Origin of the sequence: Nocardioides carbamazepini (genome assembly GCF_024614185.1) — a bacterium.
Classification (GTDB): Bacteria; Actinomycetota; Actinomycetes; order Propionibacteriales; family Nocardioidaceae; genus Nocardioides; species Nocardioides carbamazepini.
This window is the reverse complement of the sequence record NZ_JAHTLF010000024.1, coordinates 154,246-173,142: the sequence shown is the minus strand read 5'-3', so window position 1 is coordinate 173,142 and position 18,897 is coordinate 154,246. Positions and strand designations below refer to the sequence as shown.

21 protein-coding genes, 1 tRNA gene and 1 pseudogene are annotated in these 18,897 nt (G+C 70.4%); 14 read left to right on the top strand and 9 right to left on the bottom strand.

Going from position 1 to position 18,897, the window contains the following annotated elements; genetic code table 11:
• Positions 1–13: 13 nt before the first annotated feature.
• Both KVF89_RS25835 and KVF89_RS25830 read left to right on the top strand, forming a co-directional pair.
• Positions 14–217: pseudogene (locus tag KVF89_RS25835) on the top strand (putative WhiB-interacting protein); the annotation flags it as partial.
• A gap of 168 nt (positions 218–385) precedes the next feature.
• Positions 386–550, top strand: a complete 165-nt coding sequence (locus tag KVF89_RS25830; protein WP_257429983.1) for a hypothetical protein — start codon at positions 386–388, stop codon at positions 548–550.
• 31 nt (positions 551–581) lie between these two features.
• Here the strand turns inward: KVF89_RS25830 and KVF89_RS25825 are convergent, their stop codons facing one another.
• Positions 582–1,469 (bottom strand): hypothetical protein, encoded by an 888-nt coding sequence (locus KVF89_RS25825; protein WP_257429981.1) that lies wholly within the window; start codon positions 1,467–1,469, stop codon positions 582–584.
• A 138-nt stretch (positions 1,470–1,607) separates the two neighbouring features.
• Positions 1,608–1,766: a DUF5679 domain-containing protein gene (locus KVF89_RS25820; RefSeq protein WP_238408271.1), complete on the bottom strand. Its 159-nt coding sequence runs from the start codon at positions 1,764–1,766 to the stop codon at positions 1,608–1,610.
• A gap of 137 nt (positions 1,767–1,903) precedes the next feature.
• On the opposite strand from KVF89_RS25820, the gene KVF89_RS25815 reads away from it, so the two are divergent.
• From KVF89_RS25815 to KVF89_RS25805, 3 genes are all read left to right on the top strand, one after another.
• Entirely contained in the window at positions 1,904–2,725 is an 822-nt protein-coding gene (locus KVF89_RS25815; protein WP_257429978.1) for an enoyl-CoA hydratase/isomerase family protein, read from the top strand.
• 354 nt (positions 2,726–3,079) lie between these two features.
• Positions 3,080–4,123: a PHP domain-containing protein gene (locus tag KVF89_RS25810; RefSeq protein ID WP_257429975.1), complete on the top strand. Its 1,044-nt coding sequence runs from the start codon at positions 3,080–3,082 to the stop codon at positions 4,121–4,123.
• A gap of 41 nt (positions 4,124–4,164) precedes the next feature.
• Positions 4,165–4,722: a M48 metallopeptidase family protein gene (locus tag KVF89_RS25805; protein ID WP_257429974.1), complete on the top strand. Its 558-nt coding sequence runs from the start codon at positions 4,165–4,167 to the stop codon at positions 4,720–4,722.
• Positions 4,723–4,796: 74 nt separating this feature from the next.
• Here KVF89_RS25805 and KVF89_RS25800 read toward each other — a convergent pair whose 3' ends face one another.
• Entirely contained in the window at positions 4,797–5,342 is a 546-nt protein-coding gene (locus tag KVF89_RS25800) for an NUDIX hydrolase (protein WP_257429973.1), read from the bottom strand.
• Positions 5,339–6,706 (bottom strand): zinc-dependent metalloprotease, encoded by a 1,368-nt coding sequence (locus tag KVF89_RS25795; RefSeq protein ID WP_257429972.1) that lies wholly within the window; start codon positions 6,704–6,706, stop codon positions 5,339–5,341. The genes KVF89_RS25800 and KVF89_RS25795 overlap by 4 nt, the downstream gene beginning before the upstream one ends.
• 85 nt (positions 6,707–6,791) lie before the next feature.
• Between KVF89_RS25795 and KVF89_RS25790 the strand changes: the two genes are divergently transcribed.
• The 9 genes from KVF89_RS25790 (at position 6,792) to KVF89_RS25750 (ending at position 14,608) form a co-directional block, all read left to right on the top strand.
• Positions 6,792–7,220 carry a molybdenum cofactor biosynthesis protein MoaE gene (locus KVF89_RS25790; RefSeq protein WP_257429970.1) on the top strand — a complete coding sequence of 143 codons (429 nt, stop codon included), beginning with the start codon at positions 6,792–6,794 and terminating at the stop codon, positions 7,218–7,220.
• A 72-nt stretch (positions 7,221–7,292) separates the two neighbouring features.
• Positions 7,293–7,601: a hypothetical protein gene (locus KVF89_RS25785; protein ID WP_257429968.1), complete on the top strand. Its 309-nt coding sequence runs from the start codon at positions 7,293–7,295 to the stop codon at positions 7,599–7,601.
• A 27-nt stretch (positions 7,602–7,628) separates the two neighbouring features.
• Positions 7,629–8,666, top strand: a complete 1,038-nt coding sequence (locus KVF89_RS25780) for a YlbL family protein (protein WP_257429966.1) — start codon at positions 7,629–7,631, stop codon at positions 8,664–8,666.
• Between the two features lie 16 nt (positions 8,667–8,682).
• Complete coding sequence (locus KVF89_RS25775; protein WP_257429964.1) at positions 8,683–9,234, top strand: PPA1309 family protein; 552 nt, start codon at positions 8,683–8,685, stop codon at positions 9,232–9,234.
• Positions 9,227–12,181, top strand: coding sequence for a UPF0182 family membrane protein (locus KVF89_RS25770; protein WP_257429962.1), 2,955 nt, complete (start codon positions 9,227–9,229; stop codon positions 12,179–12,181). The genes KVF89_RS25775 and KVF89_RS25770 overlap by 8 nt, the downstream gene beginning before the upstream one ends.
• Before the next feature lie 45 nt (positions 12,182–12,226).
• Positions 12,227–12,847: a trimeric intracellular cation channel family protein gene (locus KVF89_RS25765; RefSeq protein WP_257429960.1), complete on the top strand. Its 621-nt coding sequence runs from the start codon at positions 12,227–12,229 to the stop codon at positions 12,845–12,847.
• Positions 12,848–12,921: 74 nt separating this feature from the next.
• A tRNA-Met gene (locus tag KVF89_RS25760) sits at positions 12,922–12,995 on the top strand.
• 92 nt (positions 12,996–13,087) lie between these two features.
• Positions 13,088–13,408 carry a helix-turn-helix domain-containing protein gene (locus KVF89_RS25755; protein WP_257429959.1) on the top strand — a complete coding sequence of 107 codons (321 nt, stop codon included), beginning with the start codon at positions 13,088–13,090 and terminating at the stop codon, positions 13,406–13,408.
• Between the two features lie 6 nt (positions 13,409–13,414).
• Entirely contained in the window at positions 13,415–14,608 is a 1,194-nt protein-coding gene (locus tag KVF89_RS25750) for a tyrosine-type recombinase/integrase (RefSeq protein ID WP_257429958.1), read from the top strand.
• 230 nt (positions 14,609–14,838) lie between these two features.
• On the opposite strand, the gene KVF89_RS25745 is transcribed toward KVF89_RS25750, so the two are convergent.
• The 5 genes from KVF89_RS25745 to KVF89_RS25725 all read right to left on the bottom strand — a co-directional run bounded on the left by KVF89_RS25745 (position 14,839) and on the right by KVF89_RS25725 (position 18,866).
• Complete coding sequence (locus KVF89_RS25745; RefSeq protein WP_257429957.1) at positions 14,839–16,089, bottom strand: hypothetical protein; 1,251 nt, start codon at positions 16,087–16,089, stop codon at positions 14,839–14,841.
• Positions 16,090–16,160: 71 nt separating this feature from the next.
• Positions 16,161–16,472 (bottom strand): hypothetical protein, encoded by a 312-nt coding sequence (locus tag KVF89_RS25740; protein ID WP_257429955.1) that lies wholly within the window; start codon positions 16,470–16,472, stop codon positions 16,161–16,163.
• A 136-nt stretch (positions 16,473–16,608) separates the two neighbouring features.
• Entirely contained in the window at positions 16,609–17,139 is a 531-nt protein-coding gene (locus tag KVF89_RS25735; RefSeq protein ID WP_257429953.1) for a hypothetical protein, read from the bottom strand.
• A gap of 10 nt (positions 17,140–17,149) precedes the next feature.
• Positions 17,150–17,560, bottom strand: a complete 411-nt coding sequence (locus KVF89_RS25730; protein ID WP_257429952.1) for a single-stranded DNA-binding protein — start codon at positions 17,558–17,560, stop codon at positions 17,150–17,152.
• Between the two features lie 970 nt (positions 17,561–18,530).
• Entirely contained in the window at positions 18,531–18,866 is a 336-nt protein-coding gene (locus KVF89_RS25725) for a hypothetical protein (protein ID WP_257429951.1), read from the bottom strand.
• Positions 18,867–18,897 lie beyond the last annotated feature (31 nt).

Below are 18,897 nucleotides of genomic sequence, written 5' to 3'. Positions count from 1 at the left end.
ACCCCGAACGAACGATCCGAACAATCCGAAGCAACCATGGGAGCTTGAGATGTCCTACTTGATCAACGAAGAGATGGCGCGTGCGCAGATGGCCACGCGCCTGGGAGAGGCGCAGCAGCTGCGCGCGGCCAGCAGGATGGCCCGCGCCCGTCGCTTGAGCCGCAAGGCCGAGCGCGCAGCGCAGCAGGCTCGTCTCGCCCTCGCTCGCGCACTCTGAGTCCGCATCGCGGACCAGCGAGACCGGATTTCTTCGAGGCCTCCTCGAAGAGCACCTGATCGCGGGTGAGAAGGAAGGGCCGGACCGACCGATCGTCGGGCCGGCCCTTCCGGCATTTCCGCGGCAGGTCGACGCGGAGGCGACCGCCCCGGTGCCTACGCTGGGACGGTGGCGCTCACCTGCGACTTCTGCGGCCGCCCGGCCGAGGGCGACGAGCTCCCGCTGACCTGGAGCACGTCGGTCGAGCGTGACCGGGTCCGGTACTACTGCGACGAGTGCTCGCGCGCACACCTGCGCTCCATGGAGGCCAAGCTCGACAGCGACTGGTGGTGATCGCCGGCCGCGCGCGCCGGTGGGACCAGGCTCAGGGCAGGTCCAGGAAGCCGTCCCAGGCGCAGCCGCAGTAGGGATGGCGCCCCCACCGGGTGAGCACGGGCGCGCCCGCCGGAGTGAGGTCGACCGTCGTCGACCAGGTGCTGGGCTCGTCGCCCTCCAGGTGGCGGGCGAGATCGCGCACCGCCCAGGCGAGCGCCAGGTGGTCGAGCACGGGATCGCGCGGCGGCGGACGCTCGGCGCACTGGGCGGCCGCCTGAGCCACGAGCAGCGGCAGCCGTGGGTCCGGCAGCGACTCGTGGGCGTCGACGCAGCGCAGGCAGGCGGTCCGGCCCGGCTGCACGAACGGGCCGACCCGGACCGCGGTGGCGTCGCCGGTGACGAGCAGGTGGGGCAGCGAGGCGCGGACCAGCGGGTCGAGGCGGTCGCGGGCGACCTGCCCGTCGGCGACGACGAGGCGGACCCCGGCGTCCTCGGTCGCCGGGGCGGGGCGCAGCCCCGCGGCGGAGAGCAGCGGGTCGAGGAGGGCGCGCAGCCGGTCCGGGCTGTCGACGGCCACGCCCACCGCGGCCCGAGCGGCCCGGCGTCGTACGCCGTCGGAACCGGTCTGCGCGATCAGCGTGGCCAGCGCGGGGTCGCTCGGGTCCGGCGGAGCGGCCACGACGAGCCCTGCGCCCAGCAGGCGGTCCAGGGCGTCGGCGGCGACGGGGGACAGGTCGGCCGGGTCGCTCGGAGCGGTCGGACCACCGGGGCCGCCGGGGCCGCCGGGGCCGCCGAGACCGGTGAGCAGGTGGCGGATCTCGGGGACGTCGGGCAGCCGGAGACGCGGACCGGACAAGCCCACCTGGAGCACGCCGGGTGACCGGGCCAGGACGGGCGTGCCGGGCCGCAGCAGGTGGTGCGGGGCCCGGGACGCCATGGCGGCAGCGTCGCACGTGAGCGTCCTGCGGTGCGGCGCTCCTCCACAGGCCGCCGTCGAAAAACGCGCCACGGGCGGCTCCGCCGAAGCGGAGCCGCCCGTGACAGTCGGCTCAATGCCGGCTGAGCGTGGGGGTGCTCAGGCCTTGCCGAGGATGCGGTTGAGGTTCGTGCCGCAGACCGGGCAGACGGCCTTGGCCATCCGGGTGCCCTTCTCGTTGACCTTGACCTCGCCCTCGGCCTCGCGCTTCTCCTTGCACTTGACGCAGTAGAACTCGCCGCTCCAGGTCTCCGCCATGACGGCCTCCTTGCTCATCTTGTTCGTTCGGTCGTCGCGACGGGGACACGGGGGGAAGCCCGCCGGGGTCCGGAGAAGCCTCCGAACCTCCCCGACCCTACGGCACACGGCTGCGGAGTCGCAGTAGCGTGCCCCGCATGTCTGAAACCGCTGTGAACCCAGTCGAGCCGCCCTCCCTGACGCACCTGCGCCTCGAACGGCCCTCCGCGGGGGTCGCGGTGCTGGTCCTGGACCTGCCCGAGCTGCGCAACGCGATGAGCGACGAGATGACCGCGTCATGGGTCCGGGCGGTCGACCACCTCGCCGCCGACCCCACCGTGCGGGTCGTGGTGGTGACCGGCGAGGGCAAGGGGTTCTGCTCCGGTGGCAACCTGTCCTGGCTGGCCTCCGAGCCGGACGCCACGGTCGACGACCTGCGGGCCCGGATGCTGCCCTTCTACCGGGCCTGGCTCTCCATCCGTCGCCTGGAGGTGCCGACGATCGCCGCGATCAACGGCGCGGCCATCGGGGCCGGCCTGTGCCTGGCGCTGGCCTGCGACCTGCGGTACGCCGCCCGCGGGGCCCGGATGGGCGTGCCGTTCACGAAGCTGGGGATCCACCCGGGCATGGCCGGCACCCACCTGCTGCCCGGCGTGGTCGGTCCGGCCGCGGCCCGCGATCTCTTCCTGACCGGTCGGATCGTGGACGCCGACGAGGCGCTCGGGCTCGGCCTGGTCTCCCGGGTGTGGGAGCCCGAGGACTTCCGGGCGGGGGTGCTGGAGACGGCCGCGGACATCGCGGCGGCGGCGCCGATCGCCACCCGGCTCACCAAGCGGGCGCTGCAGCACGGGCACGCGAGCATCGAGACCGCGCTGGAGTGGGAGGGACTGGCCCAGCCGGTCACGCTCGCCACCGCGGACCTGCTCGAGGGGATCCGGGCGGCTCAGGAGAAGCGGCCCCCTGTCTTCACCGGCCGCTGAGCCGCCGCTGGGTCGCCGGGACGCGAAGAGACCCCCGGTGCCGCGGCGCCTCGCTTGCCTTCCCCTTGCGAGCGAGGAGCTGCGGCCCCAGGGGCCTCGTCGGGGATGACGCTAGGCATCGCGGGGGGCGCGGTCAATCCAGACCCGGCCCCAGCTGTGGACAAGCCTGTGGAAAAACCTGTGGAGGACGGGCCGGAGCCGTGGATGGGCGGGGGAGAACCGCGATCTGCCTGTGGAGGAATCCCCGCGGCGGCGCACCCCGCGGGCGTCGTACCGTCGGGTGACCAGCAAGGATGGTGCTCACAGAGTCATCCACGGCCTGTGGACAGAGATTTTCTGGAGGACGGTGAGGACGTGACCGAGCAGGGGTACGACGGCACGCCGGTCGCGGCGCTGCGCCGGATCGCGTTCCTCCTGGAGCGCGGCCGCGCGGACAGCTACAAGGTCAAGGCCTATCGCGGCGCCGCGTCGGCGGTGCTGCCGCTGGCGCCGGACGAGCTTGCCGCCCGCGCGTCGGCCGGGACGCTGACCGAGCTGCCCGGCGTCGGCGCCAGCACCGCCCGGGTGATCGCCCAGGCGGTGCAGGGGCTGATGCCGGAGAAGCTGGCCGAGGTCGAGGAGCAGTACGGCACGCCGCTGACCGCCGGCGGGGCCGGCACCGCGCTGCGGGCGAAGCTGCGCGGCGACCTGCACTCCCACTCCGACTGGTCCGACGGCGGCTCGCCCATCGAGGAGATGGCGATGACGGCGATGGAGCTGGGCCACGACTACCTCGTGCTCACCGACCACTCGCCGCGGCTCAAGGTCGCCCGTGGCCTGTCCGCCGAGCGGCTCACCCGGCAGCTGGCGGTCGTCGAGGCCGTCAACGCGCACCTCGACGGTGGCTTCCGGCTCCTCAAGGGGATCGAGGTCGACATCCTCGACGACGGCTCGCTCGACCAGACCGAGGAGATGCTGGGCCGTCTCGAGGTCCGGGTCGCCAGCGTGCACTCGAAGCTCGCGATGGACCCCGAGCCGCTGACCCGGCGGATGGTGGCGGCGGTGCGCAACCCGTTCACCAACGTGCTCGGCCACTGCACCGGGCGGCTGGTCACCGGCAACCGCGGGACCCGCGCGGAGTCCCGGTTCGACGCCCGCACGGTCTTCGAGGCCTGCGCCGAGGAGGGCGTCGCGGTCGAGATCAACTCCCGCCCCGAGCGCCGCGACCCTCCCACCCGGCTGCTGGAGCTGGCGCGAGACGTCGGCTGCCTGTTCTCGATCGACAGCGACGCCCACGCTCCCGGTCAGCTCGACTACCCGCTGCTCGGGTGCGAGCGCGCGGAGGCGGCCGGCATCGACGCGGACCGGATCGTCAACACCTGGCCCGTCGAGCGCCTGCTGGAGTGGGCCCGGCCCTGAGGGTCCCACCACGGACCCGTGACCCGCCGTAGGGTCGGCTCATGCCCACCCCGCGCGTGGAGGTACGACGGTCGCAGCGCCGCCGTCGTACGGTCACGGCCTATCGCGAGGGCGAGACCATCGTCGTCCTGGTGCCGGACAACCTCTCGGTCACCGAGGAGCGGGCCTGGGTGTCGAAGATGGTCGCCCGGGTCGAGCGCAAGGAGCGCCGGGCCGTCATGCCCCGCCGGTGGAGCGACGACGACCTGATGCAGCGCGCCCAGGAGCTGAGCGACGAGTACCTCGGCGGCCTCGTGGTGCCGGAGTCGATCCGCTGGGTCGGCAACCAGCGGACGCGGTGGGGGTCGTGCACGCCGAAGGACCGCTCGATCCGGCTCTCCGAGCGGCTGCAGCGGATGCCGGAGTGGGTGATCGACTACGTGATCGTGCACGAGCTGGCCCACCTGATCGAGCCGCACCACGACGAGCGGTTCTGGGGCTGGGTCGCGCACTACCCGGCCGCCGAGAAGGCGAAGGGCTACCTCGCCGGCTGGTCCGACGCCGCCCGGATCGACCGGCCGCCGTCGGAGCAGGTCGTCCCGGGCGAGGACGTCGACTAGGCCGTTCTGGACGGTTCAACTACCGAATGTGTCGTCTCCGGGCCGTCCTGGCGACGAATCCGGTAGTTGAACCGTCAGCACAGGACCGCGCGGGCGCGGGCGATGAGCACGTGCATCGCCGGCTCGAGCTCCGGGAGTCCGTCCAGCGGCCACCAGCGCAGGGCGAGGGACTCGTCGCTGACGGCCTCCCGGGCCCCGGGCCGGGCGAGGGCGGCGTACCGGACGTCGAGGTGGCTCACCCCGCCGCGCGGGTCGCAGAACGGGACGACGTGGACGTCGAGCTGGAGCGGCTCCGGGTGGAAGTCCAGGTCGGCCAGCCCACTCTCCTCGTGCGCCTCGCGCAGCGCGACCGACGCGAGGGTCGGGTCGCCCTCCTCCGCGTGGCCGCCGAAGTGGAACCAGCGACCCGCCTTGCGGTGCAGGTTGAGCAGCACCCGGTCGCCGGTCGCGTCGAGGACGAGGGTGCCGGCCGTCAGGTGGTCCGGGTACGACGAGCGCCACATGCCGTCCGAGGCCGACTCCAGATGGGCGACGTAGCGTCGGCGCAGCGCCTCCTCGGCCTCGTCGGGCGCGCGCCAGCCCGTCAGGACGCCCAGGGCGTCCGCATGGAGGGTGGTCACTCGGAGTCGGGGCCGGGGGAGTCGGGGCCGGAGGCGTCGGAGCCGGGGGAGTCGGGGCCGTCGAGCAGCCTGCGCAGCTCGGCGTCGAACTCGTCGGCACTCAGCTCCTCGGGCTGGGTGACCTCGGCGCGGAAGGACAGCGGGTCGTCGAGGTCGGCCGCGGTGGGCAGCAGGTCGGGGTGCATCCACACGCCGTCGCGGGCCTCCTGGCCGGACCGCGTCCGCAGGCCGCCCCACAGCGTGGAGGCGTCGCGCAGGCGGCGCGGGCGCAGCTCGAGCCCCACCAGGGCGGCGAAGGTCTGCTCGGCCGGACCGCCGGCCGCACGACGGCGGCGGACCGCCTCGCGCAGCTTGGTCGCCGCCGGCATCCGCTCGGCCGTGGCCTGGCCGACCACCTCGTCGACCCAGCCCTCGACCAGCGCGAGCGCGATCTCGAGCCGGGACAGGGCGGCCGTCTGCGCCTCGGTCTGCGGCGGGTCGAACATGCCGCCCTCGATCAGTCCCTGCATCGCCTCCAGGTTGGCGGGATCGATGCCGCGCAGCTGCTCCTGGACCCGGTCCTGGATCTGCTGGGCGTTGACCTCCAGCCCGCGGGCGTAGTCGGTCACCGCGCCGATGAGGTGCTCGCGCAGCCACGGCACGTGGGCGAACAGCCGCTGGTGGGCGGCCTCGCGCAGCGCCAGATAGAGCACGAGGTCGTCCTCGGTGACGTCGAGACCGTCGGCGAAGGCGCGCACGTTGCTCATCACCAGCGCCGCCTTGCCGGGGGCGCCGAGCGGGAGGCCGATGTCGGAGGCGGTGAGGACCTCACCGCCCAACGCGCCGAGGCCCTGCCCGATCTGCATCGCCATCATCCCGCCGACCGCCTGGCCGATGATGCCGACGAGCGGACCGGCCGCGGCCTTCATCTCCTCGGGCAGGCCACTGGACAGACCGGTCACGGAGCGTGCCGCGACGGGCTCGACGAGCACCTGCCACACCGGCTGCGTCTCGACCAGCCACTCGGCACGGCTCCACGCGGCCGTCGTACCGACGCCGGAGGGGAAGCCGGTCGCCGTGTCGAGCCAGTGGTCGGCCAGGCGCACGGCGTCGGCGACCCGGTCCTGGTCGCGCTGTGTGGGAGAGGGGTCGGGCTCCTGGGCGATGGCCTGGCGCGCCATGTCGGTGGCGGCGGTCCAGTTGAGCGGGCCGTCGTGGGGTTGCATGAGCGACTGCAGCTGCTGGAAGAAGGCCATGCCGCCCGGGACGCCTGCCGCTCCGCCACCGCCGAGCGCGCCACCGAGCGCGCTGAAGATCTGCTCGAACGGCGTGCCCTTGAACGGGTTCGGCTGGTCGTCGCCCGGGGTGCCCGGATCGTTGCTCATGACCCAAAACTACGCCTGATCGCCAACCGGCGGTGTCGGGGACAGCCCTGAGCGGACCCCGGTCCTTCCTCCTAGAGTGAGCCGCATGACCAACCCCGCCGTGCGCCTCGTCGCGATCTCCGACCAGCCGCTCTCGGTCAGCGACGTGCTGGAGCGTCTCGACGACGCCGGGTCGGGCGGACTGGTGCTCTTCGTCGGCCGGGTCCGCGACCACGACCACGGGCAGGGCGTCACCGGACTGTCCTACTCCGCCCACCCCTCGGCCCTCGACCGGCTGCGGGAGGTGTGCGAGCGCATCGCGGAGGAGCACGACGTCACGGCGGTCGCCGCGGTGCACCGGGTCGGCGACCTCGAGATCGGTGACCTCGCCGTCGTCGTCGCGACCACGGCGGGCCACCGCGGCTCGTCCTTCGAGGCCAGCCGGGCGCTGATCGACACCCTCAAGGCGGAGGTGCCGATCTGGAAGCACCAGCGGTTCGCCGACGGCTCCGACGAGTGGGTCGGATCACCCTGAGCGTCCGGCACGCACTGGTACGACGCGCGTGTCCTGACCGGTCCGTGACCGGCGCCGACCTACCCTCGGGGAGTGGAGATCCTGCTCTGGCTGCTGCCCGCCGCCGTGCTCACCCTCGCCTCCATGGCGTGGGTCGCGTGGTGGGGGCGTGCCGGCCGGGGCGAGGTCGACCGCGAGACGGCCGCGCGACGCCTCGGCGAGGCGCTGACCCGCGAGCAGCACGCGCGACCCGGGTACGCCGCCCCCGCGCGCGAGCCGGACCGGCACACCGGGGTAGCGCTCCGGGCGTCGACGGGCCGCCCCGTCGAGCAGCCCGCCCACGAGGAGGAGAGCCCGGCGGCCGAGGGTGGGTCCGTGACGGGTGACCGGCGCGCATCCTGATTGGACGCGTCTGACAAGGTAGGCGCCATGAGCCAGCGCCTGATCGCCGCGTGCGTCGCGGCGCCGTTGGTGCTGATCCTGGGCGGGATCGCGCTCGTCGTGCCGCTGCCGTACGCGTCGTACAGCCCCGGGCCGACGTACGACATCCTCGGCAAGGACACCGACCAGGCCGAGGTCATCCAGGTCGACGGGCACGACGCCTACTACGACGACGGCCAGATCCGGTTCACCACCGTCGTCGCGTCGTCGTACGGCCAGAAGCTCTCGCTGGGCGCGGCGCTGTCGCGCTGGCTCGACCCCGACAAGGCGATCCTCCCGTACGACGTCGTGCACCCGCCGGACACGACACAGGCCGACGAGAAGGCCGAGAGCGCCGTCCAGATGACGACCTCGCAGGATGTCGCCAAGGCGGTCGCACTGACCGAGCTCGGCTACCAGGTGCCGACCGCCGTGCAGGTCGCCATGGTCGACGAGGAGGGCCCGGCCACGGACAAGCTGCTCGTGCGCGACGTCTTCAAGGAGGTCGACGGGGAGCCGGTCACCGACGCCGACCAGATCGTCAAGGCGGTCCGCAAGCACGACGACGGTTCGCTGGTCGAGTTCCGGATCCTGCGCGACAAGAAGGAGCTCACCGTCCGGATCAAGCCCGAGCAGGTCGAGGGCACGCCGCGCGTCGGCGTCTCACTGGGTCTGGGCTACGAGTTCCCGTTCGCCATCAACCTGCGCGTCGACCCCACGGTCGGGGGGCCCAGCGCTGGCCTCATGTTCTCGCTGGCCATCTACGACACGCTCACCCCCGGCTCGCTGACCGGCGGCGCGACCGTCGCCGGCACCGGTGAGCTGGGCGCCGACGGGAAGGTCGGGCCGATCGGCGGCATCGAGCAGAAGATCGCGGGGGCGCAGGCCTCGGGCGCGAAGCTGTTCTTCGTGCCGAAGGACAACTGCTCCGACGTCAAGGGCCTCGACCCCGACCTGCGCCTGGTCAAGGCGACCACGATGCACGAGGCACGCCTCGCGCTGGAGACGTGGGTCGACGACCCCGACGCCGCCCTGCCGAGCTGCTGACGAAGCAAGGACCCCGATGGACTACGAACTGGACGTCGACCCGGCCCTGGCCGCCGCGGTGCTCGAGCTCGAGGCGCACCACGCCCGCGCGGGATGGGATCAGCCCGCGCGGCTCTACGCCCTCGTCGACACCGGCCACCTGGTCGCCCAGGAGCCCGCGCTCGCCGCGCAGCTGGGCCTGGACGCGCCTGCCGAGCAGGGGTCGCTGACGCCGGTCGAGCAGGAGGACCTCCCGCCCGGCCAGGAGCTGGAGGAGGTGCTCCCCGGCATCCAGTGGCCCGGCGTGGTCGCCGGCTGCGCGGCCATGGTCGAGCGCCTGGTGCTGCCGCCGGCCGTGGACGGCCAGGTTCCCGAGGATCCGGTGGCCGCCGCGGAGTTCGCGCGCGAGCACCCCGACGCCGAGGAGGTCCGCATCGTCGCCGGTGTGACCCGCCACGGCGCGAGCTACTGCGCCTTGCGGATGCGCAGTCACGACGAGGACAGTGCCGTCATGGGCGGCAACGACCTGGTACCGGGGCTCATCGAGCTGCTCCGGACCACCCTGCTGGAGGACGAGACGGATGAGTGAGCTGTTCGACGAGGAGCCGGAGCGCCCCGCACCCGAGCGGCCGGGCCGCCGTACGCGAGCCCTGGTCATCACCGGTGTGGTGCTGATCGTCGGGTTCTTCCTGCTCAGTGCCTTCGCGGGCATCTACACCGACCGCCTCTGGTACGCGGAGGTCGGCTTCGGCAACGTGTTCAGCACGATGCTCTGGACGCGGGTCGGGCTGTTCCTGGCCTTCGGGGCGCTGATGGGCGGCATCGTCGCCCTCAACATGTACCTCGCGTTCCGGTTCCGGCCGATGTTCCTCATGGCCGGGGGCGAGGGCGTCGACCGCTACCGCGACGCCGTCACCCCGATCCGCGGCTGGCTGCTGGCCGGCGTCGGCGTGGTGGTCGGCATCTTCGCCGGCACCTCGGCGATCGGGCAGTGGCGCACGTTCCTGCTGTGGCGCAACGCCGAGGACTGGGGCAGCAAGGACGCCTATTTCAAGAAGGACATCAGCTTCTACGTCTTCGACCTGCCGTGGTGGAACTTCGTCATCGACTTCGTGATGGCCGTCGCCATCGTGTCGCTGATCGCCACGGCCGTCGTCCACTACCTGTACGGCGGCATCCGGCTCCAGGTCTCCCACGACCGGTTCTCCGCGTCCGCCCAGGTCCAGGTCTCCGTGCTGCTCGGCGTGTTCGTGCTGGCGAAGTCGGTCGACTACTTCCTCGACCGCTACGACCTCGTCACCGACGACCACCGGCTCTTCACCGGCATGAACTACACGGCCGAGAACGCGATGCTGCCAGCGCGCAACATCCTCGTCGGGGTCGCGCTGATCTGCGCGGTGCTGTTCTTCCTCAACATCTGGCGCAAGACCTGGCAGCTGCCGTCCGTCGGCCTCGCGCTGCTCGCCCTCTCGGCGGTGCTGCTCGGCATGATCTGGCCGGCCATCGTGCAGAACTTCCAGGTGAAGCCCTCGGAGGCCGACAAGGAGAACAGCTACATCAAGGCCAATATCGACGCCACCCGTGAGGCCTACGGGCTCAGCGGCGTCGAGAGTGAGCGCTACGAGGGCACGCCCACCGGCGACCCCACGCCGCCCGAGGCGCAGACCGTGCTCGGACAGCTATCGACCACTCCGGTCGTCGACCCACAGCAGGTGCGCGACACCTTCCAGCAGCGTCAGCAGGTCCGCGCCTACTACTCGGTGGCCTCCGTCCTCGACGTCGACCGCTACACGATTGACGGCAAGGAGGTCCCGCTCGTCCTCGGCGTCCGCGAGCTCGACCAGTCCGGCATCAACTCCTCGGACCAGAACTGGTCCAACCTGCACACCGTCTACACGCACGGCGAGGGCCTGATCGCCGCCTACGCCAACCAGATCTCCGACAGCGAGGTCAACGGTCGCATCGTGTGGGCCGAGGGCATCAGCGGCGCGGGCACGAGTGGTGCCAGCGACCTGACCAAGTCCGAGGAGTTCGAGCAGCGGATCTACTTCGGCGAGCAGAGCCCGGCGTACTCCGTGGTGGGCAAGGCGAGCAAGGACGCCTCGAGTGTGGAGCTCGGGCTCGCCAACACCGACGCCGACGAGGGAGACCAGCGAACGACGTACGACGGCAAGGGCGGGGTGTCGGTGGGCAGCACCTTCAACCAGCTGATGTACGCCATCAAGTTCGGCGAGCCGAACTTCCTGCTCTCCGGGCGGGTCAACGACAACTCGAAGGTGCTCTACAACCGCACGCCCACCGAGCGGGTCGAGAAGGTCGCGCCCTGGCTGACTGTCGACGGCGACCCGTACCCGGCGGTGGTCGACGGCAAGATCGTGTGGATCCTGGACGGCTACACCACCACCGACCGCTATCCCAACGCGCAGCGGGAGTCGTTCGACTCGATGATCGACGACTCGCTGCAGCAGGACACCGGGCTGCAGACCATCCCCACCGACGAGATCAACTACATGCGCTCGGCGGTGAAGGCGACGGTCGACGCCTACGACGGCACGGTCACGCTCTACCAGTGGGACACTGGCGACCCGATCCTCAAGACGTGGATGAAGGTGTTCCCGGAGTCGGTCACGCCCAACAGCGAGATCCCGGCCGAGCTGAAGAGCCACCTGCGCTACCCCGAGGACCTGTTCAAGGTGCAGCGCTACCAGCTCGCGAAGTACCACGTCACCGACGCCGGCGAGTTCTACTCCGCCAACAACCGCTGGGACGTCCCCGAGGACCCGAACGCGCAGCGGCAGGTGTTCCAACCGCCGTACCGCCTGTTCTCGACCGGGGTCGACGGCACCAACGACTGGTCGCTCACGTCGGTGTTCGTGCCGCGGGGCAAGGGCACCCTGGCGTCGTACCTCCAGGTGAACTCGGACGCCAACTCGCCGAACTTCGGCAAGCTCCGGCTGCTCGAGATGACCGACGCCAACACGCCCGGCCCCGGGCAGGTCGCCAACCAGATGCAGCAGGAGAAGGAGGTCGTCGACGCGCTGACGCCGTACCGCGTCCAGGGCGCGACGCCGCCGCGCTTCGGCAACCTGCTGACCCTGCCGGTGGAGGGTGGGCTCATCTACATCCAGCCGGTGTACGCCGTGCGGACGACGGGCGCGTCGGCCTTCCCGATCCTCCAGTTCGTCATCGTGAAGTACGGCGAGCAGGTCGGCATCGGGCAGAACCTGGCCGAGGCGCTGGGCGTCGCGCTCGACGTCGACCTCGGGACGGGGCAGCAGACTCCCGAGCCGCCCGTCGAGCCCGGTACACCGGGTGAGCCAGGCGAGCAGCCGGGGGAGGAGACGCCGCCCGAGGAGCCGAGCGGCACCCTCGACGAGCAGATCGCGGTCGCGCTGCGCGAGGCCGACGAGGCGTTCAAGGCGGCGGCCGCGGCACAGGCCGAGAACGACACGGCCGAGTGGGCCAAGCAGCTCGACCTCGCCCAGGCGGCGGTCGAGAAGGCCGTCCAGCTGGCGAACGAGCGCGACAACCAGTAGCGGCTCGGTTCCCGCCGGATCAGCGGCATGCGGCATCATCGCCGCATGCTGCTGACGCTCGACCTGGTCGGGATCTTCGTCTTCGCGATCTCCGGCGGCCTGGTGGCCGTGCGCAACCAGCTCGACATCGTCGGGGTCGTGGTGCTGGCGATGGCGACCGGGCTCGGTGGCGGTGTGATCCGCGACGTCGTGATCGGCGCCGTGCCGCCGCCGGCGATCGCCGACTGGCGCTACCTGCTCGTCCCGCTCATCGGCGGCCTGGTCACCTTCTGGCTGCACCCGGCCGTCGGCCGGCTGGAGCGCGTGATCACCGTCTTCGACGCCTCCGGCCTCGGGCTGTTCTGCGTGGCCGGTGCGTTGAAGGCTCAGGAGTACGGGCTCGGCCCCGTCCCCTCCGCCGCCCTCGGCATGGTCACCGGGGTCGGCGGCGGCATCATCCGCGACCTGCTCGCCGGCCGGGTCCCGGTGATCTTCCGGCACGGCGAGCTCTACGCCATCCCGGCACTCGCCGGCGCCGCCATCGCGGCCACCGGCGCCGAGCTCGGCGTCGCCCACGGCGTGATCGCCGCCCCGGCCGCGGCCGTCACGATCGGGTGGCGGCTGCTGGCGGTCCACCGCGGCTGGCGGGCGCCCGTGCCCCGCCTGGGCCCACCGACCTCCTCCTGAACGTCCCGAGTTGGTCGCGAGTCGGCCCCGATTTGGTGCGGTTTGGGTCCATGCCCTAACGTTGGGTTCACCGACGCGGGGTGGAGCAGCTCGGTAGCTCGCTGGGCTCATAACCCAGAGGTCGCAGGTTCAAATCCTGCCCCCGCTACAAAGTTCAGGCGCGGAACCTACGGGTTCCGCGCCTGAAAGGTTCTTGGGACTTGATCACATGTCCACTTAGGGTCCACAAACCCTGTCCAGATGCCCGTCAGCGGGCTCAGCTCCGACGCGGGTACGGAGTCGGGCCGATTGGCGCGGACTCGGGCGGTCCGGCCGGCACACCTCACCGGCATGGACGGCACGGCGCCCACCTTGAGCGGCCTCGCGCCGCTGATCTCGATCGAGGAACTCTCCGAGTACCTCAATGTGCCCACGCGAACCTTGTACGACTGGCGGTTGGCCGGTCGAGGCCCGCGTGCGGTTCATGTTGGTCGGCAACTGCGCTACTTCGTCACCGACGTCAACGAGTGGCTCGAGCAGCAGCGCGAGGACCTCACGGGGCGCGCTCCCGAGGGGCGGTGATCTGACGTGGGAAGGCCGCGCACTCCGATCGGAACGTTCGGGGACGTCACCTACGTCAAGATGCCCGGTGGCAGGGTTCGTGCCCGCACGCGCTACCGCGACGATGACGGCCAGGTTCGCCGCCCCTCTGCGACCGGCTCGTCGAACAAGGACGCGCTCCGGGCTCTGAAGGCCTCGCTTGCGCAGCGAGCCAGCCATGTCGCCACTGGCGAGATCACCGGCGACACCTCCTTCGCCAAGCTCGTCGAGGTCTGGCTCGAGGACCTGGACCTGACGAACCAGCTCGCTCCCAGCACGCGTGCGTTGTACGAGCGCAATATGCGACAACTCGTGATGCCGGCTTTCGAGCACTATCTGCTCCGAGAGATCACCGTGCGCAAGGTCGACCAGTTCATCAAGACACTGGCGACCACACGGAGCTACAGCATGGGCAGGCAGGCCCGCACCGTGCTGGGTCTCGCGCTGGGGCTGGCGGTGCGGTACGACGCGATAGTCAAGAACCCGGTGCGTGACACCGCGCGGTTGCACAAGCCGTCGTCCCAGACGATGGCGCTCACGTTGGAGCAGGTCGACGCGATCCGTGCCGCTGTGCGCGGTTGGCGGCGTGGGCCGGGCGTTCCCGGGCCGCCGCCAGACGGCCAGCTGGAGCAGATCATCGAGGTGATGCTGGGCACCTCGGCGCGGATCGGTGAGGTGCTGGCGCTCCGAAAGTGCGATGTCGATGTCACGGTGACCCCGGCGACGGTGAGGATCTGCGGCACGATCGTGTCGCCCAGCGGCAAGCCGACGTCTCGACAGCCGCACACGAAGACACACAAGTCGACGCGCGTGGTGTCGGTGCCGAACTTCGTAGCTGAGGTCCTGCGACAGCGTCTCGTCCGGGTGGGACAGGAGGCACCCGACCACCTGCTCTTCTTCACGCGCAAGGGGTCACCCCTGACGACGAACAACATCCGTCGGCGGCTACGCGCCATCTTGGCTGAGGTGGGGATCGAGGGCGTCACCCCGCACGCCTTCCGACGCACGGTCGCGACAGTCATCGACCGCGCCAGCGGCCCGGACCTTGCGGCGGACCTACTGGGGCACACGTCATCGAAGATCACCAAGGAGCACTACATCCAGCCCGACGAAGCAGTCGACCCGGTCACGGCCCAGATCCTGGAATCCCTGGCACCCCAGCGACCTGAGGGAGCGTCGTGAACGAATCCCAAGCGTCCCACTTGCTGTCAGGGCCAACAAGCATCCCGGGCACATGGCATCTGCAAGAAGTGGATCGCTGATGGCCGGGAACGATCGCCTGGCAAGGCTGGGACGAGGGAGGCGGGCAGTGGGATGGCGACGCCGCGACTACGCACCCATCCTCACCGATAGCGGTGACTGATGGTGGTGACTGAGTACGGCGGCGAGGAGAGGATGCGTTGTGGCCGTGGTCAGAATCCCAAGCCCCGGCCGCGGACCTCGGGATCTTGAGCGAGCGCGAGGTGAAGGTCGACCCGGCTCGGGTCGGGGCGCTGCCGTTGCGGCTGCGCGGCTCTGGGGAGCAGTCGCTTCCGAACGGTTGTGATCACCTCGAGTTCTGCTGGCTCGGAGACGACGACGTACCGCTCTTCGAGTGGATGCACCATCCGCCTTGCGCCTGAGGTGACTTCGGGGACGGTCACGCGTTGCACGTAGGCGCCGCGACGTACGCCCTCCTCGATGATGTCGCCGACGCGTCGGTCGACGTGGGTGAACAGGGTCTCGAATCCGGCAAGCACGCGTGGCTCGATGATCGTGTCTGCGGGCACGTGTTGCAGGCGACTGACCGCGTTGGCACCCTCCGCTGCGGCGAGGCCGCCCGTCCCGATCTTGCCGCCGAGGTTCCCGCCGATGTTGCGGAGCTGTCGCTGGATGGCGGCGTAGGTCTCGCTGCGCTCGGCCCAGCTGCGACCGAGGTCCGGCGCGACGGTGCGGGCGAGGTCGGCCAGACCGGCTGACAGGATTCGCTGCGAGTCGACGACCCGGCGCAGGTTGAGTGCGTTGGGGAAGATCCTCAACCGGACGACGAGGTTGTGCTGGGCCTGGAGCACGCCCAGGATCCCGGGCTTCACAGGACCTCCGATGACTTTGCCCCGTGCTGTCCAGCCGAGCCGGTCGACCGAGTAGTCCGGCTCGCCGAGACCGACATCCAGAGCGCAGGCGAGGGCGCACCACGCGAGCCGACGGGACCCGGCCAGTCGCTCCCAGCCGGGGATCAGGGCGTATCTGTGGTCGAGGACGATCAGGGCCTGAGTGACCACGGCGACGTCGCCGAGAAGGGCGTGGGCCTGCGGTGTGGTGAGCCGACCGTGCAGGTCTGGTCCGGTGTCGTGCTCGGCGAGTGCGGCGGCGCGAGCGGCCCGGCGCCAGTGCTCGACGGTCTCGTTGGGTTGCGTGGTGGTGAGGTCGTCGATCGTGGGCAGTCCGACAGGGGAGTTGGATGCTGTGAACTCGAGTGCGCGGGCGAGTTCGACGACGGGGGGTACGTCGCCGGCGACAGGCAGGAACGGGTTGCCGGGCTTCAACGGACGGTTGGAGAACGCCAGCGGGCGTGCTGTGAGCGCTGCTTGGGCGCACCAGGTGAGGACCGATTGGCGGTGGCGGAGGGCGAGTGCGCTGTTCGTGGCGCGTTCGGATGGTCCGTCGAGGGCGATGCCGCTCAAGCGCCGGGTCCGGTGTTGCCGGAGAAGCGTGGCCAGCTCAGTCCGCATGCGCGGGCCTGTCTCGCCGTACATCAGGACCCGTCCCGTGCGCCGAGGTCATCTAGTTGGCGGGCGTCCTCCAGCCTGGCGAGAATCAGCTCGATCTGCAGCGCATCGGCACCGTGCTCGACAAGCTCTTCGATGGACGACGCTGCGGAGACGTAGAGGACTGTTCGGTCGGCAGGGAGACTGGTCGTGTCGAGCGCTGGCAGGTCGTCGGCGTAGAGCCGGTCGAGCTCGATGAGTGTCTGTTCGTAGGCCGACGCCGCGTCGAGGCGCTTCGCGCCGTCGGCGAGCGCTGCCAGACAGGACCGGGCTTGGATGAGGACGGATGTGGTCGACATGCTCGGTGCTCCTTTTCATCGGTGGCCTGGAGTGTTGTCAGCGGTCCGGGACGCGGTGACGACCGCTCCCCCTCCTGTGGAGAGACCGACCCCCGGTGGTCCTGGAGGCGCACACGGGGCCGGCGGTGGCCGCTTGTCAGGTCGACCAGTCCGTTGTCACGAGGTGCTGGATCCGTCGGCGACGAAGGACGTCCGCTCGCACGAACTCCTCGAAGTCCGCTGAGCGGTCGTGAATCTCGACCTCGCCGGCGGTGCGTGTCTCGGTTTCGCCTGGCCAGGTGGTCTGCCTGGTGGGCCGGTCGCGATCGAGTCGGGTGCCGCAGATCGACACCCAGTCGCGGAGCCGGTGGCGGGTGTCGGCGAAGTCGCGCATCCACATGTTGGGTGCCGAGGGAGAGGCATCGCGATCGTGGCAGGCGAGGAAGTGGGTGTGGAGCGCCGAGAGCTCCCAGATCAGCTCGTCGTGACGATGCCAGTACGGCGGCACGACCGCTGGCGGTAGACCGAAGGTGGTCTTCAGCCAGGTCACCCAGGCATCGAGGTCGCGCCACTCGATCTCAGCGTTGTCGGCGTCGAGCAGGTTCCAGTCGACCGGTGCCGGTGGTCGCTCATTGATCCCGTCGAAGGGTCCGTAGTCGTCAAGCGATGTCTGCCCGAGCTCATCCATCGTCGCTCGCTCACAGGCCGACGGCCGGAGTTGCCGCCGGAGGATTTCGTGCAGGCTCGACCTGTGCCTTGCGGCGTCGATCGACCTCGTACGCCGTCCTGGTGACGTTGTGGCCCATCGTCCGAGCGACGAACTCCTCCTTCACGGTGCCGGTGCGCTTGTCCTCGTACTCGTGCACGTAACCGCTGGCAATGAACGAGTCGCCCTTGCGGAAACGCGCATAGGTCTCCCGTGCGGTGCTGTCGAACGTGACCATGTCGTGAAAGGTGGGATCGAGCTTGGTGAACGAGCCGTCTGCTTCCTTGCGCCAATGCTCGATGCCGACCCGGACTCGGCCGTACTCGTTGCCAGCCTCGGTGAAGTGGAGTTCGGGATCGTTGGCGATGAAACCGACAAGACTCATCTGTGTGCGGATAGGCATTTCGGACTCCTGGGTGATGCGGCCCGCTGGCGGACGCGCCGGGTTTGTCACTCAGGTGTGTGGGGTCGACCAATACCCCGAGCCGGTGAGCAGGGGCCAGGGAGACCAGAGGCGGGTGTTGGGGGAGCGGATGGTGCGCCGCCCAATTGCCGGATCAGATCGCTCGCGCCGGTGTGCATCCGCGCCGGCCGCCGACATGGCCCGGCCTAGCTCCACGAGGGTGTCGCGGTCGCGCGGCATCCGATCGACGTCGCTTTCCGGTCGGTCCGCTGGTGCATCGTCTTCCTCATGGCTCGCTACGGCACGCGATTGCCCCTTGCGCGGGCATACGAAGAGTTGGGGCGAGGGTTGCGGCCTTGGTCCCGGTGGTGAGAGCGCTCGCGATGGCTAGTTGAACGCTGCCTCCGACGGCGATGGCCGCAGCCAGAGGTGGAGCGCCGCCGTGCAGAATCCGACGATGACTAACCAAGTTCCCGACTTCATGCTCAGGTGGGCTGACCGTGAGGCCCGGCTCCGGCAAACCCGGGAGGCCATCGTGCGCCTTTGCGGCCTTGACGGGCCCGAGAGTGCAAGGTTCCTTGAGCGACCGACTGTCGTGCAGAGGCCGACAGACTGGACCCTTGTCGATGCCGCTGACCAGCCGTGTGGAAGCCGGACTCTGTGGGTGGTGGATACGACTGCCGAAGCGGGGCAACGGGGATCGGCAGGTCACCTCGAGTTCTCCACGCCGACCCTGTCTGGCCAGGAGGACTGTCCCTGGCCGCGCGTTGGGGACCTCGTGCTGTTTTGGCGCCGCGGTCGTCGTGGAGGCGCTGTCTCACTGTGTTCGATCAGCATGCTGCTGATGAGAGAGATGGAAGGAAGTTCACAAGCGTGGACACGCTACCGTGCACAAATCGACACGACGTTCACCTTTCCTGAGGCGCCCGTGCCGAGACGCAAGCTCGGTGACGCCGTCGAGCAGATGGTGTCACCGGTGCAACGGATTCCACGCGCCATCGAGATCGATGAGAATCAGGTAGAGCACATGTGAGCAGTTGCCGCCGAGCACCAGCGCATGCTCGGCGATGGCTGGGCCATTGAACCTGGCACCGTGATGCGGCGGCGGGATATCCATGACAGGTATCGCGGCGATCGCAGTGGCCTGATCAGCCGAGCTGGTCAGCGGGTGCTGCTGTTCTTGGATGAACGTGTGGCCGGACAATCGGGAGCGGCGCGGGTGATGGCTGACGGGACTTTGGAGTTGCACTGCGAGTCGCGACGGGAGGTCGTAGCTGACCATGTCCATCAGGGCCGTGCAGTCCATGTGTTCAGTCGACGTACGGCCTCCGGGTCCT

Bases quoted from the DNA above. Each gene is read 5' to 3' on its own strand.
- KVF89_RS25725 (WP_257429951.1), bottom strand. From the start codon at position 18,866: ATGGACTGCACGGCCCTGATGGACATGGTCAGCTACGACCTCCCGTCG.
- KVF89_RS25825 (WP_257429981.1), bottom strand. From the start codon at position 1,469: ATGGCGTCCCGGGCCCCGCACCACCTGCTGCGGCCCGGCACGCCCGTC.
- KVF89_RS25795 (WP_257429972.1), bottom strand. From the start codon at position 6,706: ATGAGCAACGATCCGGGCACCCCGGGCGACGACCAGCCGAACCCGTTC.
- KVF89_RS25755 (WP_257429959.1), top strand. From the start codon at position 13,088: ATGCCCGTCAGCGGGCTCAGCTCCGACGCGGGTACGGAGTCGGGCCGA.
- KVF89_RS25735 (WP_257429953.1), bottom strand. From the start codon at position 17,139: ATGGATGAGCTCGGGCAGACATCGCTTGACGACTACGGACCCTTCGAC.
- KVF89_RS25740 (WP_257429955.1), bottom strand. From the start codon at position 16,472: ATGTCGACCACATCCGTCCTCATCCAAGCCCGGTCCTGTCTGGCAGCG.
- KVF89_RS25790 (WP_257429970.1), top strand. From the start codon at position 6,792: ATGACCAACCCCGCCGTGCGCCTCGTCGCGATCTCCGACCAGCCGCTC.
- KVF89_RS25770 (WP_257429962.1), top strand. From the start codon at position 9,227: ATGAGTGAGCTGTTCGACGAGGAGCCGGAGCGCCCCGCACCCGAGCGG.
- KVF89_RS25805 (WP_257429974.1), top strand. From the start codon at position 4,165: ATGCCCACCCCGCGCGTGGAGGTACGACGGTCGCAGCGCCGCCGTCGT.
- KVF89_RS25780 (WP_257429966.1), top strand. From the start codon at position 7,629: ATGAGCCAGCGCCTGATCGCCGCGTGCGTCGCGGCGCCGTTGGTGCTG.
- KVF89_RS25775 (WP_257429964.1), top strand. From the start codon at position 8,683: ATGGACTACGAACTGGACGTCGACCCGGCCCTGGCCGCCGCGGTGCTC.
- KVF89_RS25820 (WP_238408271.1), bottom strand. From the start codon at position 1,766: ATGGCGGAGACCTGGAGCGGCGAGTTCTACTGCGTCAAGTGCAAGGAG.
- KVF89_RS25730 (WP_257429952.1), bottom strand. From the start codon at position 17,560: ATGCCTATCCGCACACAGATGAGTCTTGTCGGTTTCATCGCCAACGAT.
- KVF89_RS25815 (WP_257429978.1), top strand. From the start codon at position 1,904: ATGTCTGAAACCGCTGTGAACCCAGTCGAGCCGCCCTCCCTGACGCAC.
- KVF89_RS25765 (WP_257429960.1), top strand. From the start codon at position 12,227: ATGCTGCTGACGCTCGACCTGGTCGGGATCTTCGTCTTCGCGATCTCC.